The organism is Chelatococcus sp. YT9 (genome assembly GCF_018398315.1).
Lineage (GTDB): Bacteria > Pseudomonadota > Alphaproteobacteria > Rhizobiales > Beijerinckiaceae > Chelatococcus.
The window spans coordinates 3,470,660-3,493,934 of sequence record NZ_JAHBRW010000001.1 but is presented as its reverse complement, the minus strand read 5'-3'; the positions used below and the strand labels follow the sequence as shown (position 1 = coordinate 3,493,934).

At 61.1% G+C, this 23,275-nt stretch carries 25 protein-coding genes; 7 read left to right on the top strand and 18 right to left on the bottom strand.

Annotation, left to right across the window (positions count from 1 at the left end):
- The first annotated feature begins 170 nt into the window (after positions 1 to 170).
- The gene (locus tag KIO76_RS16185; RefSeq protein WP_213324227.1) at positions 171 to 1,190 is read left to right on the top strand and encodes an LLM class flavin-dependent oxidoreductase; all 1,020 of its coding nucleotides are present in this window, start codon (positions 171 to 173) and stop codon (positions 1,188 to 1,190) included.
- 563 nt (positions 1,191 to 1,753) lie between these two features.
- Here KIO76_RS16185 and KIO76_RS16180 read toward each other — a convergent pair.
- Complete coding sequence (locus KIO76_RS16180; protein WP_213324226.1) at positions 1,754 to 2,404, bottom strand: LysE family translocator; 651 nt, start codon at positions 2,402 to 2,404, stop codon at positions 1,754 to 1,756.
- Positions 2,405 to 3,102: 698 nt separating this feature from the next.
- On the opposite strand from KIO76_RS16180, the gene KIO76_RS16175 reads away from it, so the two are divergent.
- From KIO76_RS16175 to dcd, 3 genes are read left to right on the top strand one after another with little or no spacing between them, the layout of a single operon-like run.
- Positions 3,103 to 3,561 (top strand): hypothetical protein, encoded by a 459-nt coding sequence (locus KIO76_RS16175; RefSeq protein WP_213324225.1) that lies wholly within the window; start codon positions 3,103 to 3,105, stop codon positions 3,559 to 3,561.
- Positions 3,542 to 4,768: a hypothetical protein gene (locus KIO76_RS16170; RefSeq protein WP_213324224.1), complete on the top strand. Its 1,227-nt coding sequence runs from the start codon at positions 3,542 to 3,544 to the stop codon at positions 4,766 to 4,768. The genes KIO76_RS16175 and KIO76_RS16170 overlap by 20 nt, the downstream gene beginning before the upstream one ends.
- On the top strand, positions 4,769 to 5,398 hold the full coding sequence (gene dcd, locus KIO76_RS16165) for a dCTP deaminase (protein ID WP_213324223.1): 630 nt from the start codon (positions 4,769 to 4,771) through the stop codon (positions 5,396 to 5,398).
- 59 nt (positions 5,399 to 5,457) lie between these two features.
- Here dcd and KIO76_RS16160 read toward each other — a convergent pair whose 3' ends face one another.
- From KIO76_RS16160 to KIO76_RS31400, 6 genes are all read right to left on the bottom strand, one after another.
- A complete protein-coding gene (locus tag KIO76_RS16160; protein WP_213324222.1) occupies positions 5,458 to 6,300 on the bottom strand; it encodes a DNA adenine methylase in 843 nt (280 codons plus the stop codon).
- A 150-nt stretch (positions 6,301 to 6,450) separates the two neighbouring features.
- Positions 6,451 to 6,930: a hypothetical protein gene (locus KIO76_RS16155; RefSeq protein ID WP_213324221.1), complete on the bottom strand. Its 480-nt coding sequence runs from the start codon at positions 6,928 to 6,930 to the stop codon at positions 6,451 to 6,453.
- Positions 6,927 to 7,346, bottom strand: coding sequence for a hypothetical protein (locus tag KIO76_RS16150; protein ID WP_213324220.1), 420 nt, complete (start codon positions 7,344 to 7,346; stop codon positions 6,927 to 6,929). Before KIO76_RS16150 ends, KIO76_RS16155 begins: the two co-directional genes overlap by 4 nt.
- Before the next feature lies 1 nt (position 7,347).
- A complete protein-coding gene (locus tag KIO76_RS16145) occupies positions 7,348 to 7,578 on the bottom strand; it encodes a hypothetical protein (RefSeq protein ID WP_213324219.1) in 231 nt (76 codons plus the stop codon).
- 162 nt (positions 7,579 to 7,740) lie between these two features.
- Positions 7,741 to 8,415 (bottom strand): lysozyme, encoded by a 675-nt coding sequence (locus KIO76_RS16140; protein ID WP_213324218.1) that lies wholly within the window; start codon positions 8,413 to 8,415, stop codon positions 7,741 to 7,743.
- Positions 8,415 to 8,540 carry a hypothetical protein gene (locus KIO76_RS31400; RefSeq protein ID WP_283771444.1) on the bottom strand — a complete coding sequence of 42 codons (126 nt, stop codon included), beginning with the start codon at positions 8,538 to 8,540 and terminating at the stop codon, positions 8,415 to 8,417. Before KIO76_RS31400 ends, KIO76_RS16140 begins: the two co-directional genes overlap by 1 nt.
- Positions 8,541 to 8,602: 62 nt before the next feature.
- Here KIO76_RS31400 and KIO76_RS16135 point away from each other — a divergent pair, with 62 nt between their 5' ends.
- On the top strand, positions 8,603 to 9,355 hold the full coding sequence (locus KIO76_RS16135; RefSeq protein ID WP_213324217.1) for a TIGR02391 family protein: 753 nt from the start codon (positions 8,603 to 8,605) through the stop codon (positions 9,353 to 9,355).
- Positions 9,356 to 9,370: 15 nt separating this feature from the next.
- Here KIO76_RS16135 and KIO76_RS16130 read toward each other — a convergent pair whose 3' ends face one another.
- On the bottom strand, positions 9,371 to 10,186 hold the full coding sequence (locus tag KIO76_RS16130; RefSeq protein WP_213324216.1) for a hypothetical protein: 816 nt from the start codon (positions 10,184 to 10,186) through the stop codon (positions 9,371 to 9,373).
- A complete protein-coding gene (locus KIO76_RS16125; RefSeq protein WP_213324215.1) occupies positions 10,186 to 10,503 on the bottom strand; it encodes a hypothetical protein in 318 nt (105 codons plus the stop codon). The genes KIO76_RS16130 and KIO76_RS16125 overlap by 1 nt, the downstream gene beginning before the upstream one ends.
- Positions 10,504 to 10,690: 187 nt before the next feature.
- On the opposite strand from KIO76_RS16125, the gene KIO76_RS16120 reads away from it, so the two are divergent.
- The gene (locus KIO76_RS16120; RefSeq protein ID WP_213324214.1) at positions 10,691 to 11,107 is read left to right on the top strand and encodes a hypothetical protein; all 417 of its coding nucleotides are present in this window, start codon (positions 10,691 to 10,693) and stop codon (positions 11,105 to 11,107) included.
- 84 nt (positions 11,108 to 11,191) lie between these two features.
- On the opposite strand, the gene KIO76_RS16115 is transcribed toward KIO76_RS16120, so the two are convergent.
- From KIO76_RS16115 to KIO76_RS16085, 7 genes are all read right to left on the bottom strand, one after another.
- Positions 11,192 to 13,609: a hypothetical protein gene (locus tag KIO76_RS16115; protein ID WP_213324213.1), complete on the bottom strand. Its 2,418-nt coding sequence runs from the start codon at positions 13,607 to 13,609 to the stop codon at positions 11,192 to 11,194.
- Positions 13,610 to 13,617: 8 nt separating this feature from the next.
- Positions 13,618 to 14,046: a phage tail assembly chaperone gene (locus tag KIO76_RS16110; protein WP_213324212.1), complete on the bottom strand. Its 429-nt coding sequence runs from the start codon at positions 14,044 to 14,046 to the stop codon at positions 13,618 to 13,620.
- Positions 14,047 to 14,049: 3 nt separating this feature from the next.
- On the bottom strand, positions 14,050 to 17,958 hold the full coding sequence (locus tag KIO76_RS16105) for a host specificity factor TipJ family phage tail protein (protein WP_213324211.1): 3,909 nt from the start codon (positions 17,956 to 17,958) through the stop codon (positions 14,050 to 14,052).
- Between the two features lies 1 nt (position 17,959).
- Positions 17,960 to 18,376 carry a glycoside hydrolase gene (locus KIO76_RS16100; protein ID WP_213324210.1) on the bottom strand — a complete coding sequence of 139 codons (417 nt, stop codon included), beginning with the start codon at positions 18,374 to 18,376 and terminating at the stop codon, positions 17,960 to 17,962.
- Between the two features lie 396 nt (positions 18,377 to 18,772).
- Positions 18,773 to 19,273, bottom strand: a complete 501-nt coding sequence (locus KIO76_RS16095) for a DUF1833 family protein (RefSeq protein WP_213324209.1) — start codon at positions 19,271 to 19,273, stop codon at positions 18,773 to 18,775.
- A 3-nt stretch (positions 19,274 to 19,276) separates the two neighbouring features.
- Positions 19,277 to 19,648: a hypothetical protein gene (locus tag KIO76_RS16090; RefSeq protein ID WP_213324208.1), complete on the bottom strand. Its 372-nt coding sequence runs from the start codon at positions 19,646 to 19,648 to the stop codon at positions 19,277 to 19,279.
- A 2-nt stretch (positions 19,649 to 19,650) separates the two neighbouring features.
- A complete protein-coding gene (locus tag KIO76_RS16085; protein WP_213324207.1) occupies positions 19,651 to 21,777 on the bottom strand; it encodes a tape measure protein in 2,127 nt (708 codons plus the stop codon).
- A gap of 23 nt (positions 21,778 to 21,800) precedes the next feature.
- Between KIO76_RS16085 and KIO76_RS16080 the strand changes: the two genes are divergently transcribed.
- Complete coding sequence (locus KIO76_RS16080; RefSeq protein WP_213324206.1) at positions 21,801 to 22,238, top strand: zinc ribbon domain-containing protein; 438 nt, start codon at positions 21,801 to 21,803, stop codon at positions 22,236 to 22,238.
- Positions 22,239 to 22,355: 117 nt separating this feature from the next.
- Here the strand turns inward: KIO76_RS16080 and KIO76_RS16075 are convergent, their stop codons facing one another.
- Both KIO76_RS16075 and KIO76_RS16070 read right to left on the bottom strand, forming a co-directional pair.
- Positions 22,356 to 22,814 (bottom strand): gene transfer agent family protein, encoded by a 459-nt coding sequence (locus tag KIO76_RS16075; RefSeq protein ID WP_213324205.1) that lies wholly within the window; start codon positions 22,812 to 22,814, stop codon positions 22,356 to 22,358.
- A complete protein-coding gene (locus tag KIO76_RS16070; protein ID WP_213324204.1) occupies positions 22,814 to 23,260 on the bottom strand; it encodes a phage tail tube protein in 447 nt (148 codons plus the stop codon). Before KIO76_RS16070 ends, KIO76_RS16075 begins: the two co-directional genes overlap by 1 nt.
- Positions 23,261 to 23,275: the final 15 nt, after the last annotated feature.

Below are 23,275 nucleotides of genomic sequence, written 5' to 3'. Positions count from 1 at the left end.
ACGTTGATGTAGCCGTTCACCTCGGCTTGATCTGCACGCTGGGCTCTCTCAAATTTGCCGCCCCGTGTCGCATCACACCGCGAGGGGCCGGCCGCTGACCATCGGCTGGCGGCCGCGCTGTTCGAGGCCTACATAAGCGGGGACAACGTCACCCGGGGCGCAGCATTCTCATGAAGAAGATCGGCTTCCTATCATTCGGGCATTGGTCGCCCTCCCCCCAATCCGGAACGCGCTCGGCATCCGACGCGCTCCTGCAATCAATCGACCTTGCTGTCGCCGCCGAGGAATTGGGTGCGGACGGGGCCTATTTTCGCGTTCATCATTTCGCACGCCAGCTCGGCTCTCCGTTTCCGCTGCTGGCGGCTGTTGGCGCGAAGACCAGCCGCATCGAGATCGGGACGGCCGTCATTGACATGCGCTATGAGAACCCGCTGTACATGGCGGAGGATGCCGGCGCGGCGGATCTGATCGCCAATGGGCGTCTTCAACTCGGCATTAGCCGTGGATCGCCCGAGCAGGTCATCGATGGATGGCGCTACTTTGGCTATCAACCCGCCGAGGGCGAGACCGATGCCGACATGGCCCGACGTCACACCGAAGTGTTCCTCGATGTGCTGCGTGGCAAAGGCTTCGCCCAGCCCAATCCCCGACCGATGTTCCCCAATCCTCCAGGGTTGCTACGCCTCGAGCCGCATTCCGAAGGGCTGCGCAACCGGGTGTGGTGGGGCGCAGCCACCAACGCCACCGCGGAATGGGCCGCCAAGCTTGGCATGAACCTCCAGAGCTCCACACTCAAGTTCGACGAGAGCGGAGAGCCTTTCCATGTGCAGCAAGCGGAGCAAATCCGGGTCTATCGCGAAGCTTGGAAAGCCGCGGGGCACGCGCATGAGCCGCGCGTTTCCATCAGCCGCAGCATCTTCGCACTGGTGAATGATCGCGATCGGGCCTATTTCGGCGGCAATGAGAACGAGGATCATTTCGGCTATATCGAACCGGAGAAGCTCGCAGTCTTCGGGCGCAGCTACGCCGCCGAGCCGGACCGTCTCATCGGGCAATTGAAGGAAGACACGGCGATTGCCGAAGCCGACACGCTACTGCTGACAGTGCCAAACCAGCTCGGCGTTGATTACAACGCCCATGTGATCAATGCGATTCTCACGCACGTTGCGCCAGCCATGGGGTGGCGCTGAGGCAAACGTCTATCGGCTTAGCACGGGCCTTCTACTACCGAATAGCCGACCGAACGAACGCCTCGTGAGATTGCAGATCAGACTTGCGAGGCGCTTGAATCCTCGGGCGGAAGTTCTTCACTCTGGCCAATGCCGCCCTTGATCATCCGCCGGATATCCATACCCAGTTTGCAAGCTTGTTCAGCAGTACGCCAAAAAAAGGGCCGACTTTCCCTAAGGAGAGCCGGCCCAGTCAAAATGTTCCGAAATCGAAACATTCCAGAGGGGAACGGCCGAAAACAAGCTCTACGCCGGGAGGGGTGCGGAGCCCAACGTCTTCAGCCGCAGGTGATATGAGGTCCGCCCGGGCTTTGTGCAACGCAGCATGGATCATGCCAGCCATGCACCTCTCGCAACGCAACTGGCACGGCTTGCGATCTAACCGTCATATTGCCGATGCCCCGAGCCAGATCTGACGCTCCCGCCACCGGCGGTTGTGGGCTTAGCCATCATTTCCACATCAACCGCCGATTACCGCGTCGCCAACGCAAACCGCAGCTTTCAGCCGTGACGAGGCCGGCCCCTTATGTGACGGGACGTTTCGCAAGGGCGAGGCCGATCCCAAGCGCGATCATCGCGCCGCCCGAAAACTCGCGCAGCCGTTGGATCGAACCTGGGCGTGCCGCCGCGCTTTCGCGGATACTGCTCGCGGCAAAGGCGACGACCGTGTCGGCAAGTGTGTTGAGCGCCACGGACACGAACCCAAGCACCACGAATTGAAGCGCTACATGCCCCGCTTGCGGGTCGACAAACTGCGGGATAAGAGCGAGGAAAAAAGCGGCCGTTTTCGGATTGAGCGCTTCGACCAACACCCCTTCACGGAACGCCCGCTTCGCCCCTATCGGAGGCGCGGCGACGCCACTCGCCAAGGCTGCCGCGGCGTCACGGCGCGCGGTCCGAAAGGTACGGAACCCGAGCCACACCAGGTAGGCGGCACCGATCAGCTTCAGCAAGGTGAAGAGTTCCGCGCTCGCAAGCACGATGGCGGATACCCCAAGGCTTCCAGCGACGACATGGGCCATGCCTCCGAGCCCTGTTCCCAGACTGGATGCGATACCCTCCGCCCGACCGCCAGCCAGCGTCCGCGAGGCAACGTAGAATATGCTGGGACCAGGCGTGACGGCCAGGACGAGAGCGGCGGCCAAGTAGACAAGGAGCTGAGTTAAGTCCGACATGAAGAACGGCACCGATGATCGCGTGAACGCTGGAGTCGCACGCCGAGTTAAACGGCAAGCCGACATGCGTCTAGAGCGTGGAGGCAGATGGAATGCTCCCGAAGGCTCTTCGCAATGACGAGAACCACGCACACAGGCCGCTAGGCCCGATAGTCCTGCGTCGCCCGGCTGGTGGACCGATTACGCGATGAGTCCGAAGAACCCATCGAGATTAATTCATGCGTAGCTTTTCGATCAAGCACGCCGGCCATCTAAACCCGCTGAATATCAATAGGTTAAGGGGAAGATGGCGGAGACGGAGGCCGTCGAGTCTTTATCATAAGATACTGATTTCCTTTATATTAAATTTTTAGATCATTTTATAATACCCGGGAAAATACCCCGATATTCCCAGCTTCGGCTTATCCTTCTTGCGGCCACGACCTCGCCCGAGCTCAAATTCCAATCCTATCCATGCGCGATCGAGCTACGCTAGAAAACAGTCCATCTCCCCGCACCATTCGCGCTCGCTGAACGATGTGGTCGCGCCCTTGGTCGGCCACGTCAAAATTGCTCAGCGGCCCTCTGAACACCCCGTTCGCAGGCCTAAACGCACAGGCACCATTCCCCTTGATCTCGAATGCACCACGTGCAACGGTTTGATTCGGTCGGACGATGAGCTTTTGCACTCATACGCTGGAACTCTGGGGTAAACCGCTATGACGAATGGCCTGTCGGTCGCCAATATGGCGAATTCTGCCCCTCGGATGACATCTGTGGAGTTGAGCGAACTGGCGCTTGATGCTGCGATCGAGGTGGAGAATGTAATCAGGGGCCGCGCGCCCGGGCTTGACTCTGTAAACCACCTCATCAGCTGTCTGCTTAACACCATCACGACAGGGCGTGGACCATCGCAGCATAGGATGGACCTCACCTACCTGCCGATATATGAATCGGCCTTGGAAACCATATCCGGCGAGCGACCTGACACTGTTGAAGATTTCGCAAAGAATGTAAGGCATGTGTTAGCGGAATTTGCTACGCCGGGGAACGAAACAGGGGTTCTTAACGCCCTTCGCGATTTTTGTATCGCGGTGCATGAAGAAGCGCTCTCTCAGCGCATGGACCTCATTCACAACGCGGATCCGCAATCTCGCTATGTCGCAAATTCTCGTTGATCGGGCACATAATGCTCGAGTCAAACTTGAGCGCCTGATAGCTCAGGTTGGTGTCGTCGCTGGGGGAGAATACCCAAACTACGACAGCAAGCTAGCCGTTGATGAACTTCGAGCTCGCTTGGAAAAAATGGTTCGGAGATTGGCCGACTATGGTACATACCCAGCCCAGCTTCAGATGTCACTACTCCGACAAGCCAATTATTATATGATCAGAACGACCGATCTTTTAGGATTTATAACTAGATCTACAAGCACGCGAAATTTGTTTGAATTATATCATCCCTTCAAGATGATTGCCAACAAGACAATCGGCGATAATGCGCGTTTAATATTATCATCTGATTGGCAATACTCGCCTTTTACGTACCCCTACGGATTGGACGAGCTCCCGAATTATATCATGATTGGGTTGCCCGCCTCCGAATCTGAAAATGCTTTGGTTTTTCCAACGGCTGGGCACGAACTTGGTCATAATATTTGGCGCGCCTGCAGTTTTGATGAGCGGGTGAAGCTGGATGTTGAGAATGCGGTATACGAAGCCTTCGAGGGCCAACGAAGTCGATTTGAGCTTATTTTTTCCCTTAAGGGCGCTGACGTCAGAAATGACATGTTTGTGCAGCCCATAATTCGCAAAAGCGTGAGTCTCGCTTTGCGTCAAACTGAAGAGTTATTTTGCGATTTTATTGGACTCTGTCTTTTTGGCCGATCTTATCTACTTGCATTCGACTATCTTTTAGCGCCCAGTCTCGGGGGGCATCGCGGCGGCGAGTACCCTGACACGAGGACGAGGGTGGCCTATCTTGCACGTTACGCTGTAGAAATGGGGATAGAAGCAGACGGATTTGAGGATCGCTTCGTGTCCGAAAAACCTTCGGGCGTCAAAGCTACAGATTTCACAGTCGAAATGGCCGACTTGGCGGTTTCAACCCGGGTCCAAGAGACCTTTCTTTTGGCTCGCACACACGTCAATAGCAAAATGCATCCTTGCCTAACATCCGATGGAGAAGCACACGCCATAGAATGTTTTGCTAGGGGCATTCCTTCGGCGCGGCTACTCTCTTTGGGTGACCTCATTAACGCTGCCTGGTCAGTATATTGCGACGAGCAAAAGAACAGTGCGCTGTCCGGTCAGGGAGTTAGTCTAGTGCCATTCCTAACTGATCTTGTCATTAAGTCTGCCGAGATCCACGAGTTTAAGAGTCTCTAGATGCTGAGCACTAGTGATATTTGCGCACGAATGGACGATGGCAAGAATGGCCTCGTCCAAGGAATCGTGATTTCTCCTGATCCTTCAGAAACTGACCCGTCTCAGATCGGGCGAACCTCAATTGATCTAAGATTGGGGAGGTGGTTTACTCTTTTACAGCAAACAAAGACGACGTTTATAGACTTAGCTGTTGCGCGCGACGAGAACGAGTTTAGCTCTCGCGAAGGCAAAACTTACTACGTACCATTTGGACAGAAATTTGTGCTTCATCCGAATAGATTTGCTCTAGCAAGTACATTTGAATGGATTTCGCTGCCCAATGACGTAGCTTCATATATATCGGGCAAATCATCCTTGGGAAGGATGGGGCTAATTATAGAGACGGCCGCTGGCATACATCCCGGGTTCTCCGGCTGCATCACGCTAGAATTGTTTAACTGCGGTGAAGTGCCCATCGGCATCTACCCCGGCATGAAGATTTGCCAGCTGTTTTTCCACGAGGTAACCGGGAAGGCTAACCCTAAGGTCACCAGCTTCGGGGGACGCAGAAAGCCCGCGTTTGGATCCTACACGCCAGACAAGAAGCTGGAAAGAATGATCAAAGTTGGTGGAGAGGGAAAGCTTTTCTGACGGAAATCCTGGAACGCCTATTCTCAAATGGCAGAGCCGACGCGCAGGTACACCTCCAGTCAAAAAAGATCGGGCTGAGCAACAACCCGATCTGGGAAGCCAGCCGGGGTTATAATAAGCTCGTGGACCTCTTTTCCATCGCCGTTCGCTATCGTGTACGTCAGGCTTACGACTTCCTGGTTGAAGCAGGAGAAAACGTCGCGGACCTCGGGAGTGTCGTTGATCGAAAGAATGAACGCACCTTCGATAGCCGCGAGCTGTACAGAGAGCTGGGCGAAATCTGACTTTGAGAACGCGTCTCGGCCGTAGTCGCCCTCGGATCCCCAATAGGGCGGATCGAGATAGAACAGCACGCCAGGCCCATCGTAGCGCGAGATCAGCTCATGGTATGGGAGGTTCTCGATGATGACGCCTGCGAGGCGATCATGCAGCTCATCGAGAATCGGCATGAGCTTCGTCACATCGAATCGGCCCGGCATTCCTGGCGACACGCCAAAATTGCGGCCCGCTACCTTACCCCCGTAGGCAGTGCGCTGGAGATATAAGAAGCGGGCCGCTCGCTCGAGGTCGGTAAGTGTCGAAGGATCGCAAGCCGACAAGCGCTCAAACTCTCGGCGACTGGTGATCTGGAACCGCAGCATATCCATGAAAGCCACATAGTGGCGCTGCAGGATCCGGAAAAAGGTTGCCACGTCGCCCGAGAGATCATTGATGATCTCCGCTTTCGGGACACGCGTGCGCCGGAGGAAGACGCCGCCCATGCCGATGAATGGTTCCACATATGTATGGTGAGGCACGGCTTCGATCCGCTCGACTAACTGCCCCGCTAACTGCTTTTTGCCGCCGATATAGGCAGCGGCCGGCCGCACGGGATGCACCCGGCGGGTTTCAAACGACTCCATTTGTGGTTGCTCGCAATCTGGCTATGGTCAGCCCGCGCACCGGTGCGCACGGCGGGTAGCCTTCTTGCTTTGCTGAGGCTTCACGGGATCAGCCGCCAAGTTGAACCCCGTGGTTGATGGGCGTTTGCGCGCCCAGAGACCCCGCCACCCCTACGACGGCGGCACCTTCACCGCCGGAATCTCCTGCCAGATCGTCCACAGGCCGTGCGGCATGGTGTAGGCGATTTGCCCCCGAATCGTCAGCGCCGGCAGATTGATGAGATCAATCGGAATCGGCGCGCAAAGCTGGTTTGAACCTGGGCCCAACGAGGCTGCCCGGGCATTCCGAATGATATTGCCGTCCCGCTCGCGGGTCACGACAACGGTCTGCTCGACCGCCGTGCCGTCGACGACGACATTCCACGTCATTGAGCTCGGATAGGCATAGCGGGCTTTGCGCCACTGCCATTTCCAGCAGACCCGCTCACCTTCTCGCCTGACGTCAGCAATCGCTTGATCCACGAGGACGGGCGCAAAGCGCGCCTCGAGGGTCGGTGTGACGTTGAAGAACAGAACCGCACCGAGAAACACGGCAACGAGCCACACAAGGCCGCCGGCGACCTGGGCGGGCTTTGGCATGAAGCGCTTCATTTAATCATCCCCCGCGTGATGCCGACCCACAGAGCCGTGCCGAGCGCGACGACGAGGAGGCCGATGCCGGAGAGCATCCCATGCCGCGCCATCGTGCCGCTGATCTCCCGGGCCGAGCGCATCCACGAAAAATCCTTGCGGACGTTGGCAAGGTCCTTTTCCTCGATCCCGATGCGCAGCATGAATTGCTCGAGCGACTTGCTGGCGGCCGAGGTGGCGATATCCTCGGCGATGTCCTTCGCCACATCCCGCGCCAGGCGCTCGGTTTCCTCGCGGGTCAGCACTTGCCGGGCGACCGCCAGCGCCGCCCGTTCGGCGGCCGAATTCACCAGATTTTGCAGCTGCCCCATCGATAAGTACGCTTCCCCCTCCGGCGCCAGCCCGGGTGTGGTTGGATGGTGCGGACGGCGCGCCATCTCAGCGATCCCAGCCGCAGAGATAGGTGCCCGTCCCGTTGTGGCCCGCCTTCTGGACCTGGGTGCGCGCGGGATCGCCCGCGACCGCCTCCATGGGATTGGCCACGTCACAGAAGGCGACACGGCCGCGAGCCGCCTCAGGGGTAGCGACAGGCGCTTGGATCAGCTTGTCGCTCGCACACCCGGCGAGCGGCATCGCGAGCAGCGTCGCGAGCACGGCGAATCTCGTCATTGATCATTCCTTCCGATGTGCTGATCTGCCGCTGAATGTCACGCAGGGCATCGCCGTGACCGCGGTCATAGGCCTGGTCATTGATCTCCCAGGCGAAATAGCCGGCAGCGAGCAGCAAGGCGCCAGCGACGGCCAGCCGCCAATCCGTGAGCGCCGCGGCAATCATGCCGCTTCCTCCAGCCGGCGCTGAATGAGCCACCACACACCGGCACCGAGCCCGGCGACCATGACGGCGGCGAGCGCCCATTGCAGCGGGCCGGGCGACGACGCGGCGGTGGCGAGTGAGCCGAGGACGCCGGCAGCGACGGTGACATTTTCACCGGTCAGCAGCGGCGGCTTCGCTGGCATGGCCTTCACATAGTTGGAGGAGACGAATTCGCCCTTGGCCCAAAGGCCGCATTCGGCCGCGCGCCGGTTGACGAGGCCCCCGATCGTTACCTTCTTTCCGGTCTTGGGATCTTTCCCCTTCACCCATTTCATGAGCTCGCCCGGCACGGCGTTGTAGTCGCCGCGGTTGAGCTTTTTCAGGAGGGTCGATTTCGCCAGGGCACCCGTATTGAAATCGAGGCTCACGAGGGTCGCGAACTGGAAGTCGCTGAGCGGCACCTTGACCAGGCGCTCGACGTTCCGTTCGAACTTGGCGAGATCGGCCCGCAGGATGCGTTCGGCCTCGGCATCCGTGATCGTCATGCCCTTGGTGACGGTTGGCGGACCGGCTTTCGATGTGTGGCCGTAGCCGATGGTCAGGACGCCGACGCTATCGAGATAGGCGGTGAGCCGCTTGCCCTCCCAGCGTTTGATGAAGTCGACGCCTTCGTCATTCGTGCGGCGCGCCATTACCGGTCACCCCGCTCGACGACATGGCGCACGCCTTTGGCGACGCCCGCCCAATCGGTGTTGTCGCGAGACGCGCAAGCGCTCACGCCCGCAGCGACCAGCGCCGCGATCAGCAAAAGTCTCATCCGATACTCCGTATTAGTTCGTTTGCTTCTCGAGCTTGCTCATCGCGCTTCGAACTAGCACTATGAACCTCAGCTTGTTCGTAAAGGGGCTCGACATGGTAGGAAGGCTTGCTCGCAGGATCCCAGACGTCGATATTCTTATAGATATGGAGCCCGAGGAGTTGGCGGGAGTTATACTTCAAGCTTTGATCGAAGATGGCGGAGACGTACACCTCCATAATTTCGTAAATAATCTGAATTCTTTAAATCCACCTTATCCTATTGCTAGAAAGAAAGAAATTGCACAAGCTATAGGGGCTGCTTGGTCTTGGTTAAGCGCACAGGGGCTTATCGCTTCCACAGGAGATCAGTGGCTATATATTACAAGGCGTGGTCGGTCGGTTGCAACAAAGGAAGATTTCGCTGAGTATAGGAAGGCCAGCCTTTTACCGCGATCGTTGCTTCATCCGTCAATATCTGGAAGTGCATGGCGAAATTTTATTCGCGGAAATTATGAAACAGCGGTTTTCGAAGCATTTAAAGCGGTAGAGGAGGCAGTCAGGCTTGTAGGGGGCTACACGGATCGGGATCTCGGCGTGGATCTTATGCGCAAAGCGTTCCATCCAGAAGAGGGCCCCTTAAGCGACCGAAATGTATTGCACGCGGAGCGCGCTGCATTGTCCTCCTTGTTTGCAGGTGCGATTGGCTCCTACAAGAACCCTGTGAGCCATCGCACAGTGTTGCTTCGGGACACATCGGAAGCGGGCGAGATGCTCATCTTGGCAAGCCATCTCCTGCGCATCGTTGACAGCAGGCGGGGCGCTATTGCCTCTTGATCCTAGTTTTTGGTTTCAGGCTAACGTGTCCATGCCGCTCTTCAACGCGGCGAAGGCGGCAGCGATGGCCGCGCCTTCGCCCGCAAGGCTGGCGCCGGCCATAAAAAAGCGCACGGTCTGGGCGCTGAACGACGATGGCGAGCGCCCGCCAAGGCGGATGTTGCCGGTTGGCCGCCCTTCGGCCGGAAGCGCGATATCCGCGCCGAGGCCAACCCCGTTGCGGGTGACGCGTTTGGTGGCGGCGTCGAGCTGCTGGACACCCCACAATCCGGCGCCATCCGTCGTGCCGGGGATCGTGACGATGTAGCCCGACGTCACCGTGTTGATGGCGACGACGGTCTGATCGGAGGCGTTGCGGGGCGTGATCGAGGTGACATAGCCCGTACCGGCCCCGCAGATCGGCGAGGTCGATTGTCCTGATGAAGGCGTCTGCACCCACATCGAGGCGTCATTGATGGCGAAGCGCCCGCCGGCATTGGCCGGCGAAAACCCCGTATCGAAGTAGCTCGTTGTGCCGTTACCCGCCCCGCCGACACGCGGCACGACGGTCGGGCTATTGACGGGCGTGAGGACATTGGCGGCGGGGTTGCGCAGGTTGCGCGCCCAGGCCGTCGCATCCATGGCGCCGAGGTCATAGATCAAGTCGATATACGGCCAGGCGCCGTGATCCTTCAGCGCGACGTTGAAGTCACTCATGAGCCGGCGATAGGCGTCGGCCGGCGGCGCTGCAAAATAGGCGAAGAGCGCGACCGCGTCAGGATCATAGCGCGGCCCCGCGCGCCGCGTGCGGCGGCTCAATCCGAGCCCTGCGGAAAGGGAGAGCCCGCCCATCAGTCGAGCGCCTTCACTGCAATCTTGTGGCCGGCGGGAATGATGAGGTCGATCGAAGCGCCCGCTAGAAGCACGCGACGCGGGGCCACCCCGGCGTCAGGTGTCAGCCCGGAGGAAAGCCAAACATCCGCGGTGGCCGTCACGCGGGCGATCGTGTAGTTGCCACCGTTGATGCCAAAGGATGTCGGCGCGGCCTGCGAGACCGCGTTGACGCCCGAAATCGCCAACACCTCGGATGCTCCCGGCGCCGCGACATGAAGCCCTTGCGCGATTGCCGGTGAGAACGCGATTCCGTATTCCACATAGACATTGGCCATGCGGGATCTCCCATAAAAAAGCCGCCTGTGAGGCGGCGGAAGTTACAACTGCGATGAAGGGCGGGAACTCGGTTTCGATCGCTTGCTAAACCTTGTTCGCTCTGCTCTCCCTGCTATGATGTTGACGTACTGGAACTAAGCGTAATACTTGGTTTTAGAAATCTCATTTGCTTCTTGGGGGACTTAAATGAATAGCGATGTAATTGGGAATGGTTTATTCGCCCTTAGCGCAGCAATTATAGCCATAGCGTACCAGTATTATCAGTACAGGAAAGATATAAAGCAATCAAATGACGACAGAATTGCAATTGAGAAGAAGAAAATTATAGAAGATCTTGTCTCTTACAGATTTGTTTTAACTGAAGACCGCCGAAATGACCCGGCGCCTACGGCGAAATTTAATGCGGCGCTTTCCGCGATACCGGTTCATTTTTCCTCCAATAAGGACTGCATAGATAAATATCGATCGCTGGGAAATGGGTTCACCGCGGAACAATTTTACGATTTGATCTTGGCTTTAATGAAGGATGTGCCCTTAGGAACAGCTGCAATTGACAAAGCCCTAATCGAAAACGTTCCACATGTTAAACCGAAGAATAATTGACCGATTAACAAACCCGTCACTGCAATTGTTTGTGCTTGCCATAATCAGCGTCCTGCAAGGCATCCATCGGAGATGGCTGGTGAATTACATCTGTTGCCAGACGCTGCCGGTGTTGCCGACGCGGCGGACCGTCAGGGACTGATGCTGCGCCAACACGAGATTGGCCTTGCCATTGAGGCGAATGCCGTTGTTGCCGTGCACGATCGTGACGGCGTTCGCCGAAGGGTTGCGGATATTGACGATGAAGGATCCGACGATCGCCGTCGTGATCTGGGAAATCGACACCGCCTCAGCCGGATTGACGCTGACCATGGCCTGGCTGATGGCGATCGCATTGCCGGTGACCGCCGTGAGCTCCTGTTCGGCGTCATAGGCATAGGCGTCTGCCCAGAGCGCGCCGTCATAGTTGATGCGCAGCGCCTCTTGGTGGGCCCCGACCGCATCCTTGTAAAAGAACAGCCATGACGGCCGGATCTGGCCACCGGAGATCTGGCCTGCGACCGCCCTGATATAGCCGGCCGTCTGCCAGGCGCTGTCGAGATAGCCGGAGGCGCGGATCTCACCGAGGATCGCCGAGACGGTGACATCGGTCGGCGCGCTGTAAGTGCCGTTCGCGCGGGCGAACTCCAGCACAGGCCGGTTGGTGACGTTGCTGCCGTTCGCCGTGATCTTGAAGGTGCCGGAGGTCGACAGCGTCGCGTCCGCATTGGTCGATTTCAGCGCCGTGCCGCTGCCGGTGGCAAAGATGTTGCCGGCGACCGCCGGCGCGCTGTCGATATAGCGCAGCGCCGCATTGCTATGGGTGGCGATGCAGGTGGGGTCGACACGGCATTGCGTGGCATAGGTGCCGCCGCCCGCCGGCGCCCGCGAGCGATAGCGCCAGGCCGTGACGCCATCGCTCCAGATCGCCTGCTCGGAGGCGTTGACCGCCTCATTGAACGCCCAGCCCGCCGCCGCCGGCGACACGGTGCCGAAGGCGGCCGGCACTGGGCCACCGGAGTAGAAGACATAGCCCCAGGTGCCATCCTCCCAATAGCAATATTGCCGCGTCGGGATGCCGCCCGCCGTCCAGACGTCGGTGAAGGTGCCGCCGTCGAAGTTGAAGTCGCCGCGGATGTTTCCTTCCGAGCGGCACTGGTTGAAGGTGACGGCATAGGGGATCGCCCCGGCCGAGCCGGAGGCGTTGAAGCCATAGCCGGCGATCGCTGACCCGTTGGTGGAGCTGCGATAGCCGGAGTTGCGAGCCGTGACGCCGGTTGCGTCGTTGGTCTGGCCGTAGGAATGCACGCCGTCGTGGCGGCATCCGGTGACAAGCCCGCTCTTGACAATGTTGTGGTCGCCGCTGAGCGAGATGCCGTTATCGGCCGTGCGCTCGATATAGACGTAATCGACCGTCCAGTGCGAGGTCCAGACAGTGAGCCCGAGCCCCTCGAGGCCGAGGTGATAGCGCCAGACATTGTTCGGCGAATCGACCGCGCCGCCCCACTGGAAGAGATTGTAGGAGCGCGAATCGAGCAGATACTGCGTCATCGCCGCTTCGTTGTAGCGCTTGCGCAGCGAGGTCACATGGACGTTGCAGCCGCCGTCCGAGCCATAGAGGCCAAAGCCTTTGGCGTTGAGGACGTCGATAGCGAGCGTGATCGCTTTCGACTTCCAGCCCTTCACCGCGGCGCCATTGGCGACCATGTTCAGCGCCTGGACATCCGCCCGCGCCTCGAGGCAATCGGTGAGCAACAGCCCGGAATTGCCGTTCATGAAGCGCAGCTTCAGGTCAAGATCACTGCTGTCGCTGAACTGGCAGGTATAGCCGTTCGGATCGCCGCTCGCTTCGTTATGCGCGCCGATAAACAGCAGATTCTGGATTGTGACGTCCTCGACGGCATTCCCCTCAAAGGCGACGGAATGGGTGTGCTTGATGCGCAGCGGCCGGCCCGAGGCGATGAACTTCAGCCCACTCGGCACGATGATCTTGTTCGTGCCGATCTCGATCGCCGGCATGACGCGGGTCGCCATCAGCGGCCGATCGAGCGCCACCGCCTTTTCGATGGCGCGCATCAGCTGGGAGAAGGCTTTGGTCGGATCGCCGGGATCGCGGACATATTGCGCGATGTTGATGCTGTCGCCGAGATAGTCCTTCAGCTCGCGCGACTGGTCGAAGCCGTCGCCTTCCAGCTGCTGCGCGCCGGCGCCGAAGCCCGTCACATCGGTGTCGACGCGCTGCACGAGCTCCTGCAACCGCTCATTGAGCGCGAGCGCGGTGCTCCAGCGTCCCGACAGCTGCTGGATGCTCCAGTCGGTCGCCATCACGGCTGTTTCGCCGGCCCATGGATAGAGCAACGTCAGTTCGGTGTTGCTGACGATCTCGTCGATCACACCCGTGACGCCCCGGAAGACGAGCAAGTCATCCTTCGAGGCATTGGACATGAGCGAGGCCGTCGCGAACGTAACCGTCCGCTCGCCGGCCGTGATCGCGGCCAGCGTGCCAGCGTTGTAAGACGCCATGGGTGTCCTCAGTCGGTGCGCAGATGAATGACGGCGTCGATGCCATCGGGCCGGATTGGCCAGGCCGCGACCATGGCGGCGGCATCGCCCGCGTCGGGCAGGTCGCGCAGAGCCTGGCGATAGGTGGCCCAGGCCTCGCGGAGTTCGGAGGAGATCGGGCGATCCGGCACCATGAAGGCGTCGGTCACGATGAGTTCGCCGTTGCGCAGAATGCGCACGGCCTCGACGGTCAGGGCCTGCCCCCAGCTGAAGGCGCCCGGCCGCGGCAGGACGGTGAGTGTTTCCGGATCGATCCGGTGGGTGTCATCCGTGATGCCCAGCGGCGTATTGCCGGGCAGTTCCGCAATCGCCAGGCCCGGCCGCTCGACAAGATCGAGGCCGACGTTGTCCTGAATGATCCGAAGTGACGTCGGGTCATAATGAACGAAGCGCTTCATGGCTCAACGCTTCCCCGTGGTGGCGACCAGATTGCCGTTGAGGGAGCGGGGCACGCCGCCCGTCGTGAAGACAACCTTGATCGGCACCACATCCCAGCCGCCGGTGCAGGCCCAGGACAGGCTTCCCTGCACGGCGCAGACGCTGTCATAGGTCGCCCCGTTGAGAGAGCCGACCAGGGTGTCATTGATGTAGAGATGGCACTGCCAGAAGTTGACCACTTCGGGCGAGGCCCCGACCGTGCCGATGAAGGTCGCGTTGATCATGATCGACTTGCCGGCGATGCCGGTGAAGCCGATGCTGGTCAAAACCACATCGACCGCGGTCGCCGCCGGTGGGCTGACACTGCCGCTCGCCGCCACCGGCACCGTCACGGCGTTGTCGGCGATCTGCAGCGTGTTGACCGTCAAGTCGCGGATCTGGGCGGACTGCGAGATGATGTCATAGGCCCGCAGCTTGTTGCCGGTGATGGTGCCGTCAACAATCAGGTCGGCGCGAATGCCGAACGTAAATGTCGCGCTGCCATCAAGCTTTTTGGCACCACTGAGAACAAAGCCTCCGGTCTCGCCATCGAGATTGAGCACGACGCCATATTGCGCGGTGAGCCCATTCGGCCCGCTCACCACCTCGCTAAGCTGGGTCAGGCTCGACGTGTGGCCATTGACCGTGGCGCTGAGCGTCGTCAGTTGGGTCGCCGTCGCCGTGATGCCGCCTTCCGCCGCGGTCACCCGCGTCGTCAGCTGGTTGACCGCCGTCGCCTGCCCGGAGATCCCGGTCTCGGCATCGGTCAGGCGGCTGTCGAGCGCCGTCGTCGCCTGGGACAAGGCCTCATCGGCGGCGACACGCGCCAGCCTTTCCTGGATCACGCCGGAGACCGCATTACTGATGCCTGCGGCGATCGTGTCCGTCGTCTGCGCCATCGCCTGATCGGCGGCGACGCGCGCGGTGCGCTCCTCATCGATCGCGGCGAAGGTCCGCCGCACACCCTCGTCGACGGCCTCGGCGTTCCTCTCATCGACCGCGGTCAGATCGAGCTTGATCGTCTGGCGCTCGGCATATTCATGGCCGGTGGTGGTCGCCTGCAACTCCGCGAGCGCCTGCAGGCGCGCCTCGAAGTCGTCACGCCAATGGGCGATCGAATCGGCGCCTATACCGGAGATGCGTTCGATCTGATGGCGCAGCTCTTGCTTCAGGTTTTCGAAATCGACCATCCAATCGGTCGTGTCGATGTCGAGGACCGGCTTGAAGGTGGTGAAGGTCGTGAAGACGGGCGGGCCGGCGACGCCTTCCGGGCTCACCGCATAGGCGCGCACATCGACAACCTGCCCCTCGACATTGCGGATGGGATAGCTGCCGGAGGTCGAGAGCCCTTCGGAGACCCGCTCCAGCGTCGCCCAATCATCATAGGAGAGATCGACCACGTAGGAGGTCGCCCCGCGCGCCTGGCCGACCGACCAATCCATATCGAGCGAGGTGGTGCGCTGCACGGCCTGCGCCCGCACCCAGGGCACGACCGGAGCGCCGGGATCGGTATCCCGGTCGCTCGGCAAGGGTGGCTCCGGCGGCGGCGCCTCGCCCAAGGCTGTCCAGACTTCCTCCGCATCATACAGCGCCTCGATCGCCACGCGGTCGCGACTTTGCGGCTGCACCGAGGCGATCAGGAACGGATCGCGCAGCTCGTCGAGGGCGCCGATCACGACCGAGGTCATGTCCTCACCATCGGCCGCGAAGATCGAGGCGAAGCTGACACCGGTGAAATCAGCCACCGCCGCGGCATCGGCACTGTCGACGATGATGGTGCGACCATCCCCGCCGGCCGTCACCTTCACCGGGCCCCATTCGCGGTTACGGCGATCGCGGAAGTCGGCATAGGTCGAGGCGCCAACGGTCACGGGCGTGTCGAGGGTGATGGCCCAGCCATTGCGCGCGAGCACGCCGGCGGCGCGGGCATTGGTCATGAACCATGCATCGACGAGCACGGGATCGCCGCGCATGACGAGCCGGCCTTCATGCTCGACGGTCAGCCGCCGCCGCTCGCGCCGAAAATACGCCGTTGCCGCCATCCATGTGGCGAGGTGGTGGGCGTGGGCCCAGGAGCCGACGCCCGTCATGGCGACGCGGTTCGGCGTGAGCGACTGCGCCCCGAAGGTCACCCGCACCTCGCGGCGTTTGCGCGGGTCGGCATCCGGGTTGTACTCGACGATCACATCCGCGAGGCCATCCTCGCGCGCCACCGGGAATTCCGCTTCCGTCGAGCCCCGCACAATCTGCCGGCGGGTGAAGAGATGCTTTCGGGCGGCGCGCGCCTCATCGCGGACGATCGACCAGGTGCGGCCGATCCGCACCGGCTCGCCCCGGATGACGCCGAGCACCGTCGAGGCCGCCTCAAACACGGACACCGGGCCGCGAATGACGCCGTCGAAAGTGTCGCGATCGGCGAGCGTCGATCCGTAGTGGATGACACGCGCCAGGTGGATCTGACTGTCGACGAGGTTGCCGCCATAGTCGGCCCGCAGCACATCGGCGAAGGCGTGCACGGCCTTGCGGGTGACCTGCTCGACCCATTCCGTGCCGTTCCACACCGGCAGGATCCGCGAGGCCCTGACATAGATGTTGGAGAAGTTGGTGGTGGCGAGCGACTTGCCGGATTTGATGCGGCAGGCGACCTCGGTGACATGCGGCCGGACGGTTGTGTCCATCACCCAGCCGCGCAGGCCATCCCAGGCGATGGCGTTCACGACCTGGTAATCGGACTGGTCGGGATAGTCGTTGCGGCCGCGCACGATGTAGCGCCCAGGCGGCACGTCGAAGAAGAACGTGTAGCGCAGCGCCTTGGTCGAATAGCCGGTGGCGGTATTGGTGACGAGCGTCTGCCAATCGCCTGTCGGATTGTCATCGTCATCGGCCGGCGCATATTCAAAGCGATAGCTGTAAGGCGCCGGGATGGCTTTGCCGTCGCTGCGCTGCCCCGACAGGCCGGAGGGGAATGACATGTCGATCTGGATCTTCGACACATCGACACCGACCGGCGCGACGGCATAGGGCCCAGACCAGTTCGGGTTCTCATCGACGCGCGCGAGTTCCGAACCGAGCACGCCATCGGCGGACACGACGGTGCCCGGGACGATCGAGGACGTGCCGCCCGGATTGATGATCTCGACGACGCTGTCATTGAACGGCGGCTGCACCCCGCCGCCGCGCGTCCAGAGCGTCGAGTTGCCGACCATGATCTCTTCGATCTGGTACTTGCCCAAGCCGAGCGTCATGCGCTTGTAGAGATATTGATCCTCCCCTTCATAGACCGAGTAATCAGGCTGGGAGAGATCCGGCTGCGTCCAGAAGGTGCCATAGCCAACGGGGATGCGGTCGCCCGGACGCGGGACGTTGCCGCCGCCCGACACGCCATAGACCGGACGGTCCGTCGCTTCCTTGTTCGCCTTAGCTTGCGTTGCCTTGGACAGGAGGAAGCCGGCGCCGGCGACGACGCCGGCCGCGACCAGCTTGCCGGTCAGTGTCAGGCCCGCCGTGGTGCCGAGCACTGAGCCGAGCCCCGCTGACAGTCCGCCGATCACGCCGATAGCATAGGGCGCGGCAATGGCGAGCGCGATCATGGCGATCGCCCCGCCGATCGCCTTGCCGCCGCCGCCACCGCGGCTCGAGCCGCCGAGCGGCAGATAGGTGATGATGACCGTGTCGTTCGGGCCGACCAGCGTATGGCGCCAGGCATTGCGCAGCCTGACCGTCGCGTCGCAGACGGCCGGCGGCTCGCCGGCGCGATGCACCGAGACGACATGCGGCCGGCCGCGGTCGGCATGGCGCGCGACCACGGTCGACAGCCGGCGCCGCCTGCGGTCGAGCGGCAGCGGCGCGGCAACCGGGCGGCCCGCGACGTTCTGTCTGATGATGAGCGTCATGTCAGATCGGCAAAAAGAACTGCGGGGTTGCCCAGCGGCGGACGCTGGCGAGTTCAACGAGGCCGTCGAAGACGACGCCATGCGGCGCGTCGACATGGAGAAGGCCGCCGCCGTCGAGGTCGAGCCAGACGCCGGCATGCTCGACGAAGTCAGGGCGGGCGCCCTTGCGCGCCATCAGGGCGACCGCCCCATGCGCTGGCGCCGTGATCTCACGCCAGCGGGCGCGCTCGGGATGGTCGGCGAAGGCTTCCGCCTTGGTGGCCCGGCGATCCGGCGCCGTATCGAACACGGGCGGCAGATCGCGGCCGAACAGATCACGCTGCACGTCGCGCACGAGGCGCCAGCAATGCAGCCCGCCGCGGTCCCAGGGCTGGTTGATCAGCGCGGTGACGTACGGGCCCGTTTCAGCACCATCCATAGCTCCTTTAATCGCAGAAGGTTTGGCTTTATCGTTGATGCACGAAACAAGATTGGGCTTAGCATCATGTTGATACGTCATGGCATCGCAATTCTGGTTCTGCTTTGTGCGTCTGGGTGCATCAGCGCCAAAGAGCAGCGCGATGCAGAACCCAAAGATGATGCTTACTGTCGTGGCCTCGGCGCGGCGCCGGGCTCCGACGCCTATATTGCGTGCCGTCTTGAACTTCGCCGTGAACTTCTGGCGAAGCAGGAAAGACGCAGAAGGGCTTTCAATTCTGCAAGCGACGCTCTGATCGACTACAGCATCGCGACCGCCCCGCGCCCCTCGCAAAACGTAACCATGAGTTGCACCTCAAATCGGATGGGCAATACGACGACGACAAACTGCTATTAATTACAGCTGCAACGCCGGATAAAAGGTGTCGTCATAGGTCTTGAGCGGGAAGGCCTGCAATTCGATCTCCCGGAAACCGAGCGAGCCTTCGGCATAGGTTTCGTTGAGCGTCACAGATCTGAGCTCAAGGTCGTTGATCACGTCGCCGGGCTGGGTGAGATCCGCCGTCGTATAGGCCCGATAGATCACCTTGATCGGCGCCGTCGCGCGAATCGCCTCGCGTAGATAAGGCAAAAGCAATCCGGACACGTTGTCGATCCTGACCTTGGCCGGCGTCGGCCCGTCCTCGGTCACACCCGGCAGGGTGATGGAGACCTGCAGGGGCTCAAAGAGCACAGTCGGCCCGCCAAGTGCCAGCGGCAGGGACATGGCCTCGTCGACGCCGGTGATGACGCGCACCGGCGCGGCAAAGGCGACGTGATCCATCTCCACGGTTTCATAGATGATGTCGCCGCGCGCCGCCGACGCGTAGCTCTCTTCCATGGCTTCGGTGAGCGACATCGATCAGCTGTCGAGGAAGATGCACAAGGTCATGGCCAGCATGTATTTCGTGCCAAGCCGCGGCGCTGAATAATCCGCTCCATCGATATAGACGCGGCGCGTCTCGCAGCCTTGCGGCAATACCACCTCCATCATGAAATGGCCCGTGCCGGCATTGAGCGTGTCCCAATAGAACGTCTCGAAAGCTTGGAATTGCACGCGAGTCATGCGGATCTGGACTGGCTCTTTCACGAGACGGGTGAAGGCCCGGCGACGCATCCGATCAGGCCCATCCTCGAATTCGGTCCGCGCCGGCGCCGCGAAGGGTGTCGGTGCGCCGAGGCTCGCCAGCAGCGGCACATGCGGCAAGGTCGCCGGCCAGGTCGGCAATGCCATGCTCAGCCCCTCAGATTGGTGCGGGTGGCGACGGCCGCGTTCGCCCGGGCGACCGAGCCCCGCCCGCGTGCCAGGCGATCGGCCATGATGTTCTCAAGTGCTGGGATCAACACCTCAACGCCCGGGCCGCTTCCGCCCTGTGTCTCGCGCGTCGAGACTGGCAAACCAGACTGGTTGATGATGTTGACGACAGGAGCGCCGACCCGATTGCGCGCGGCAAGCCGCGAGAGGCTCGGCAAAGACGGCATCGAGGGCATGCCGACCGCTCCGCCGTTCGCGTAACCTCGCCGCAGCGCGTCGAGGTTGCCGAGGCCAATCTTGCGCACCGCGGCAGCATCGAAGACATACTCCCCCTTATGCACCACGCCGGCTGGCTGAAACTTGCGCCCGGCGCCAGTATAACCGCCGCTGTCGAAAAGCTTCATGCCATCAAACAGAGAGCCGATTAGGCCACCGGTCGCGCCATTGGCCCCCTTCGTCCCGAAGAGGCTGGCCAAAGGCCCCTCGCCGAGTAGCGCGGCCTGGAAGGCCGCTTCGGCGATCCGCTTGGTCAGGTTCATCAACGCCTCTTCAGCATTCTTTCCGCCGGAGATGGCATCGGAGAAGAACGAAGACAGCTCGTTACCCGCTGCTCGCTGCAGATCGCGAAAGTCTTTCTGCGCCTCTTCGGCCTTTTCGAGTGATTCCTTTTGCTTGCCGTAGGCTTCGGCGACCCGTTCGATCGCGACGCGGTTTTTCTCATAGATCCCCGGGCCCGCCTTGTTGGCCGCCTGCTCAAGTTCCAGCGCGACGCGGGCACGTTCGCGAGCTGCGGTAGTCTGACCGAGGGTTTCCTCTTCCAGCTTCAGCGCCGCGATCCGCCGCTCAACGTCCGCGATCTGGTCTCCGAACTTCGCGCCAGCCGACTTGCCGCCGGCACCGCGCCCACCGCCGCCCTTTCCGCCGGGGACTGCATAGTCGGCAAGGGAAACCTGCTTTGCGACGGGCGCCTTCCAGCCGATTGGTAGCTGAGGACCATAGAGGCCCTTGGCATAAGTCGCCATGCTTCCAGCGGAACCGCTCTGAGCCGCTCGAAAAGCCGATTCAACGCGATCTTGGTCTAGAACCTTACCGTTGACGATCGGCGTGATGCCGATCTTTCGCAGGCCTTCCGGCGACATATCGCCGCCGAGAGCCGTGGCGATCCTTCCCCAAAAAGGACTGTTGCCCACCGAGTTGAGCCAAGACTGCAATGAGCCCAGCCCTTTGACAGCCGCGTCGATGTATTTCGGAATTTGGCCGATCGCTTCGGCGACAGCGTTAAGGTTTGTCGCGGCGGTTTGAGACGCACCCATCGTTTCATCGAGCTTGCCAATAAGCAGGATGAAAGCGTTCGAAACGCGCTCGACACCTTGACCGACGGTACCTGTCGCCTTGCTCGCAGACGCCTCGAGCGTCGACATTCCGGCAAGGAAGGCGCGGAAGAATGCCTCCGAAGATACCTTCCCGTCGTTGACAAGCGTTTTCAGACTGGAGACGGACCCACCGGCCTCCTTCAGTCCCGCGGCGACGGCCTGCAAGATGGGCCGCGCCCCCTCGTTGACCGAATTGAACTCCTCCGCGCGCACGACGCCGCTGCCCAACGCCTGCGACAATTGCAACAGCGCGCCACTCGCTTGCGCGCTATCCGTCCCCGCGACCCTGAGCGCAAGGGAGACGCCATCGGTAAACTGCATCAATTCCGCCGAGGAAGCCTTCAACTCACCCTGGGCTTGTGCCGCGCGGGCATACAACGTGGTAAGCGGCGCTATGGCCGTGCCGTTCTTCTGTGCGATCTGAAACAGGCTGCCGAACACGCCTTCCAGCGCCTGCCCCTCAAGCCCGGCGACCTTCAAAGTGTTGCGGAGGTCCACATACTGAGCAGCCGCACTGCCAACGGCCCTTGCTGCCTGGGCACCCGAAAACGCCGCCGCTATCACGCCGCCGATTCTGCCGAACGACTTCGAAATGGAGCTTTCGATTCCCGTGGCCTGCCGCTGAATATCCCGCATCGAATTGACGGCGACACCGCGTGCTCTTGCCAGTTCGCGTTCGAATTTCTTAACGTTCGCCTCAAGCGATACGGTCAAGCGCTCTACATCAGTCGCCATGTTGGCAAGCCTTGGGGGAAGTGATGGAGTTTTTTCTCGCGTGGATCGTTTGCGCGTTCATCTGCGCATTTGTTGCATCGTCTAAGGGACGCAGCTTCGTTGGATGGTTTTTTCTAGGCCTGCTCTTGCCAATTGTGAGCCTCCTCGCCCTCATCGCGGTCCCCAGCCTACGAGCGCCTGCCTACATCGAGAAAGAACAACGCCAAGCCGCACGTGACTCAAAGAAATGCCCAGAATGTGCAGAGATTGTCCGCCGCGATGCGAAGGTTTGTCGCTTTTGCGGTCACCGTTTCAATCCGGAGCGGCTAATTTTCAGCGATGGGGTCGTTGCCCAGAAAGCGTATAAGGGAATTCCCTATACGCTTTTTGATGACCGGCACGTAGAAGCCAACGTGGGTGATCGCGCTATGAAGTGGCCGAACACCAACGCATTTAAGAGTTACGTCGATACTATCCGTTAGTGCTGGCGAGCATCTGCAATAGTTCTTCCACCTCTGCATCGGACAGATCTTTGTTATCACTGTCCGGCGCGTGCGCGGAAAGCCACCCATCGACCGCCGAGGTAAACTGCCACAGCGTCATACGCCGGAAGTCTGAGATGGCGATTCCACAGGCGGCGGCGGCTCCATAGTAGGCGCCGAAGGCGAGGCGGCCGTCTGGGAGATCGGGTCCTCGCTCGCGGCCTCCGGCGCGCCGCCTTTTCCCGGCTCTTCTTCCGGCGCGCCAGCGATAGCGGCCATCACCACGACCTGCGCGATGGCTGCATTCGCCACCCAGTCGGGACGATCCACGACATACCGGCGGATCAACTTCAGCGCGTTCAGCGGCTCGAGCCCGCCGCCGATCAGACCGAGCCGCAGCGTCTCGCGCACTTCGACAACCGTCCACTCGCCGTCGAGCAGTCTGGTCACGAGCCGAAATGGCCCGATGCCCGTCTTTTCTTGCAGCTCCTCGAGCTCCCCCATGCCGAGGCGAAAACGATGGGTGCCATCGCCAAAGTCGAGTTCGACGGCCCCGTTGCGGTTCTCGCCGTCCATCACGCGCCCGCCGTATAGGCAACGGCGCCGTCGCTCTGGAGCGTGACGTTGATGGTTGCCCGCTCGCCTTTGGTCGCGCCGATTTCCAGCGTTTCCAGGTGGAATTTGCCGGCATAGGTGCCGACCTTGGCGCCCGTGCGCCATAGCTCGACGCGGCAATTCTGGGACGTGTCGCCCTCAAAGAGGTCCTGCCACACAGGCACGGCATCCGCCGCCAAGACGCCCTGGCCGGTAATCGAGGCGGACTTTGAGGTCACGTCGCGCTCGACGAAGGATGCAGCGTCTTCATCAGCGCAATCCGGCGTATTCGTCTCGCCGAACTGCTTGGAGAGCGACAGCGAGCGCTCGGTGAAACCGCAGGGCGCGGCGAAGCCTTCGGTCGGCGTCTCGCCGTCGCCCACGAGGACGCGGACGCCCGAAAATCGGAACGTTTGTGCCTGTGCCATTGATATCTCCGGAGA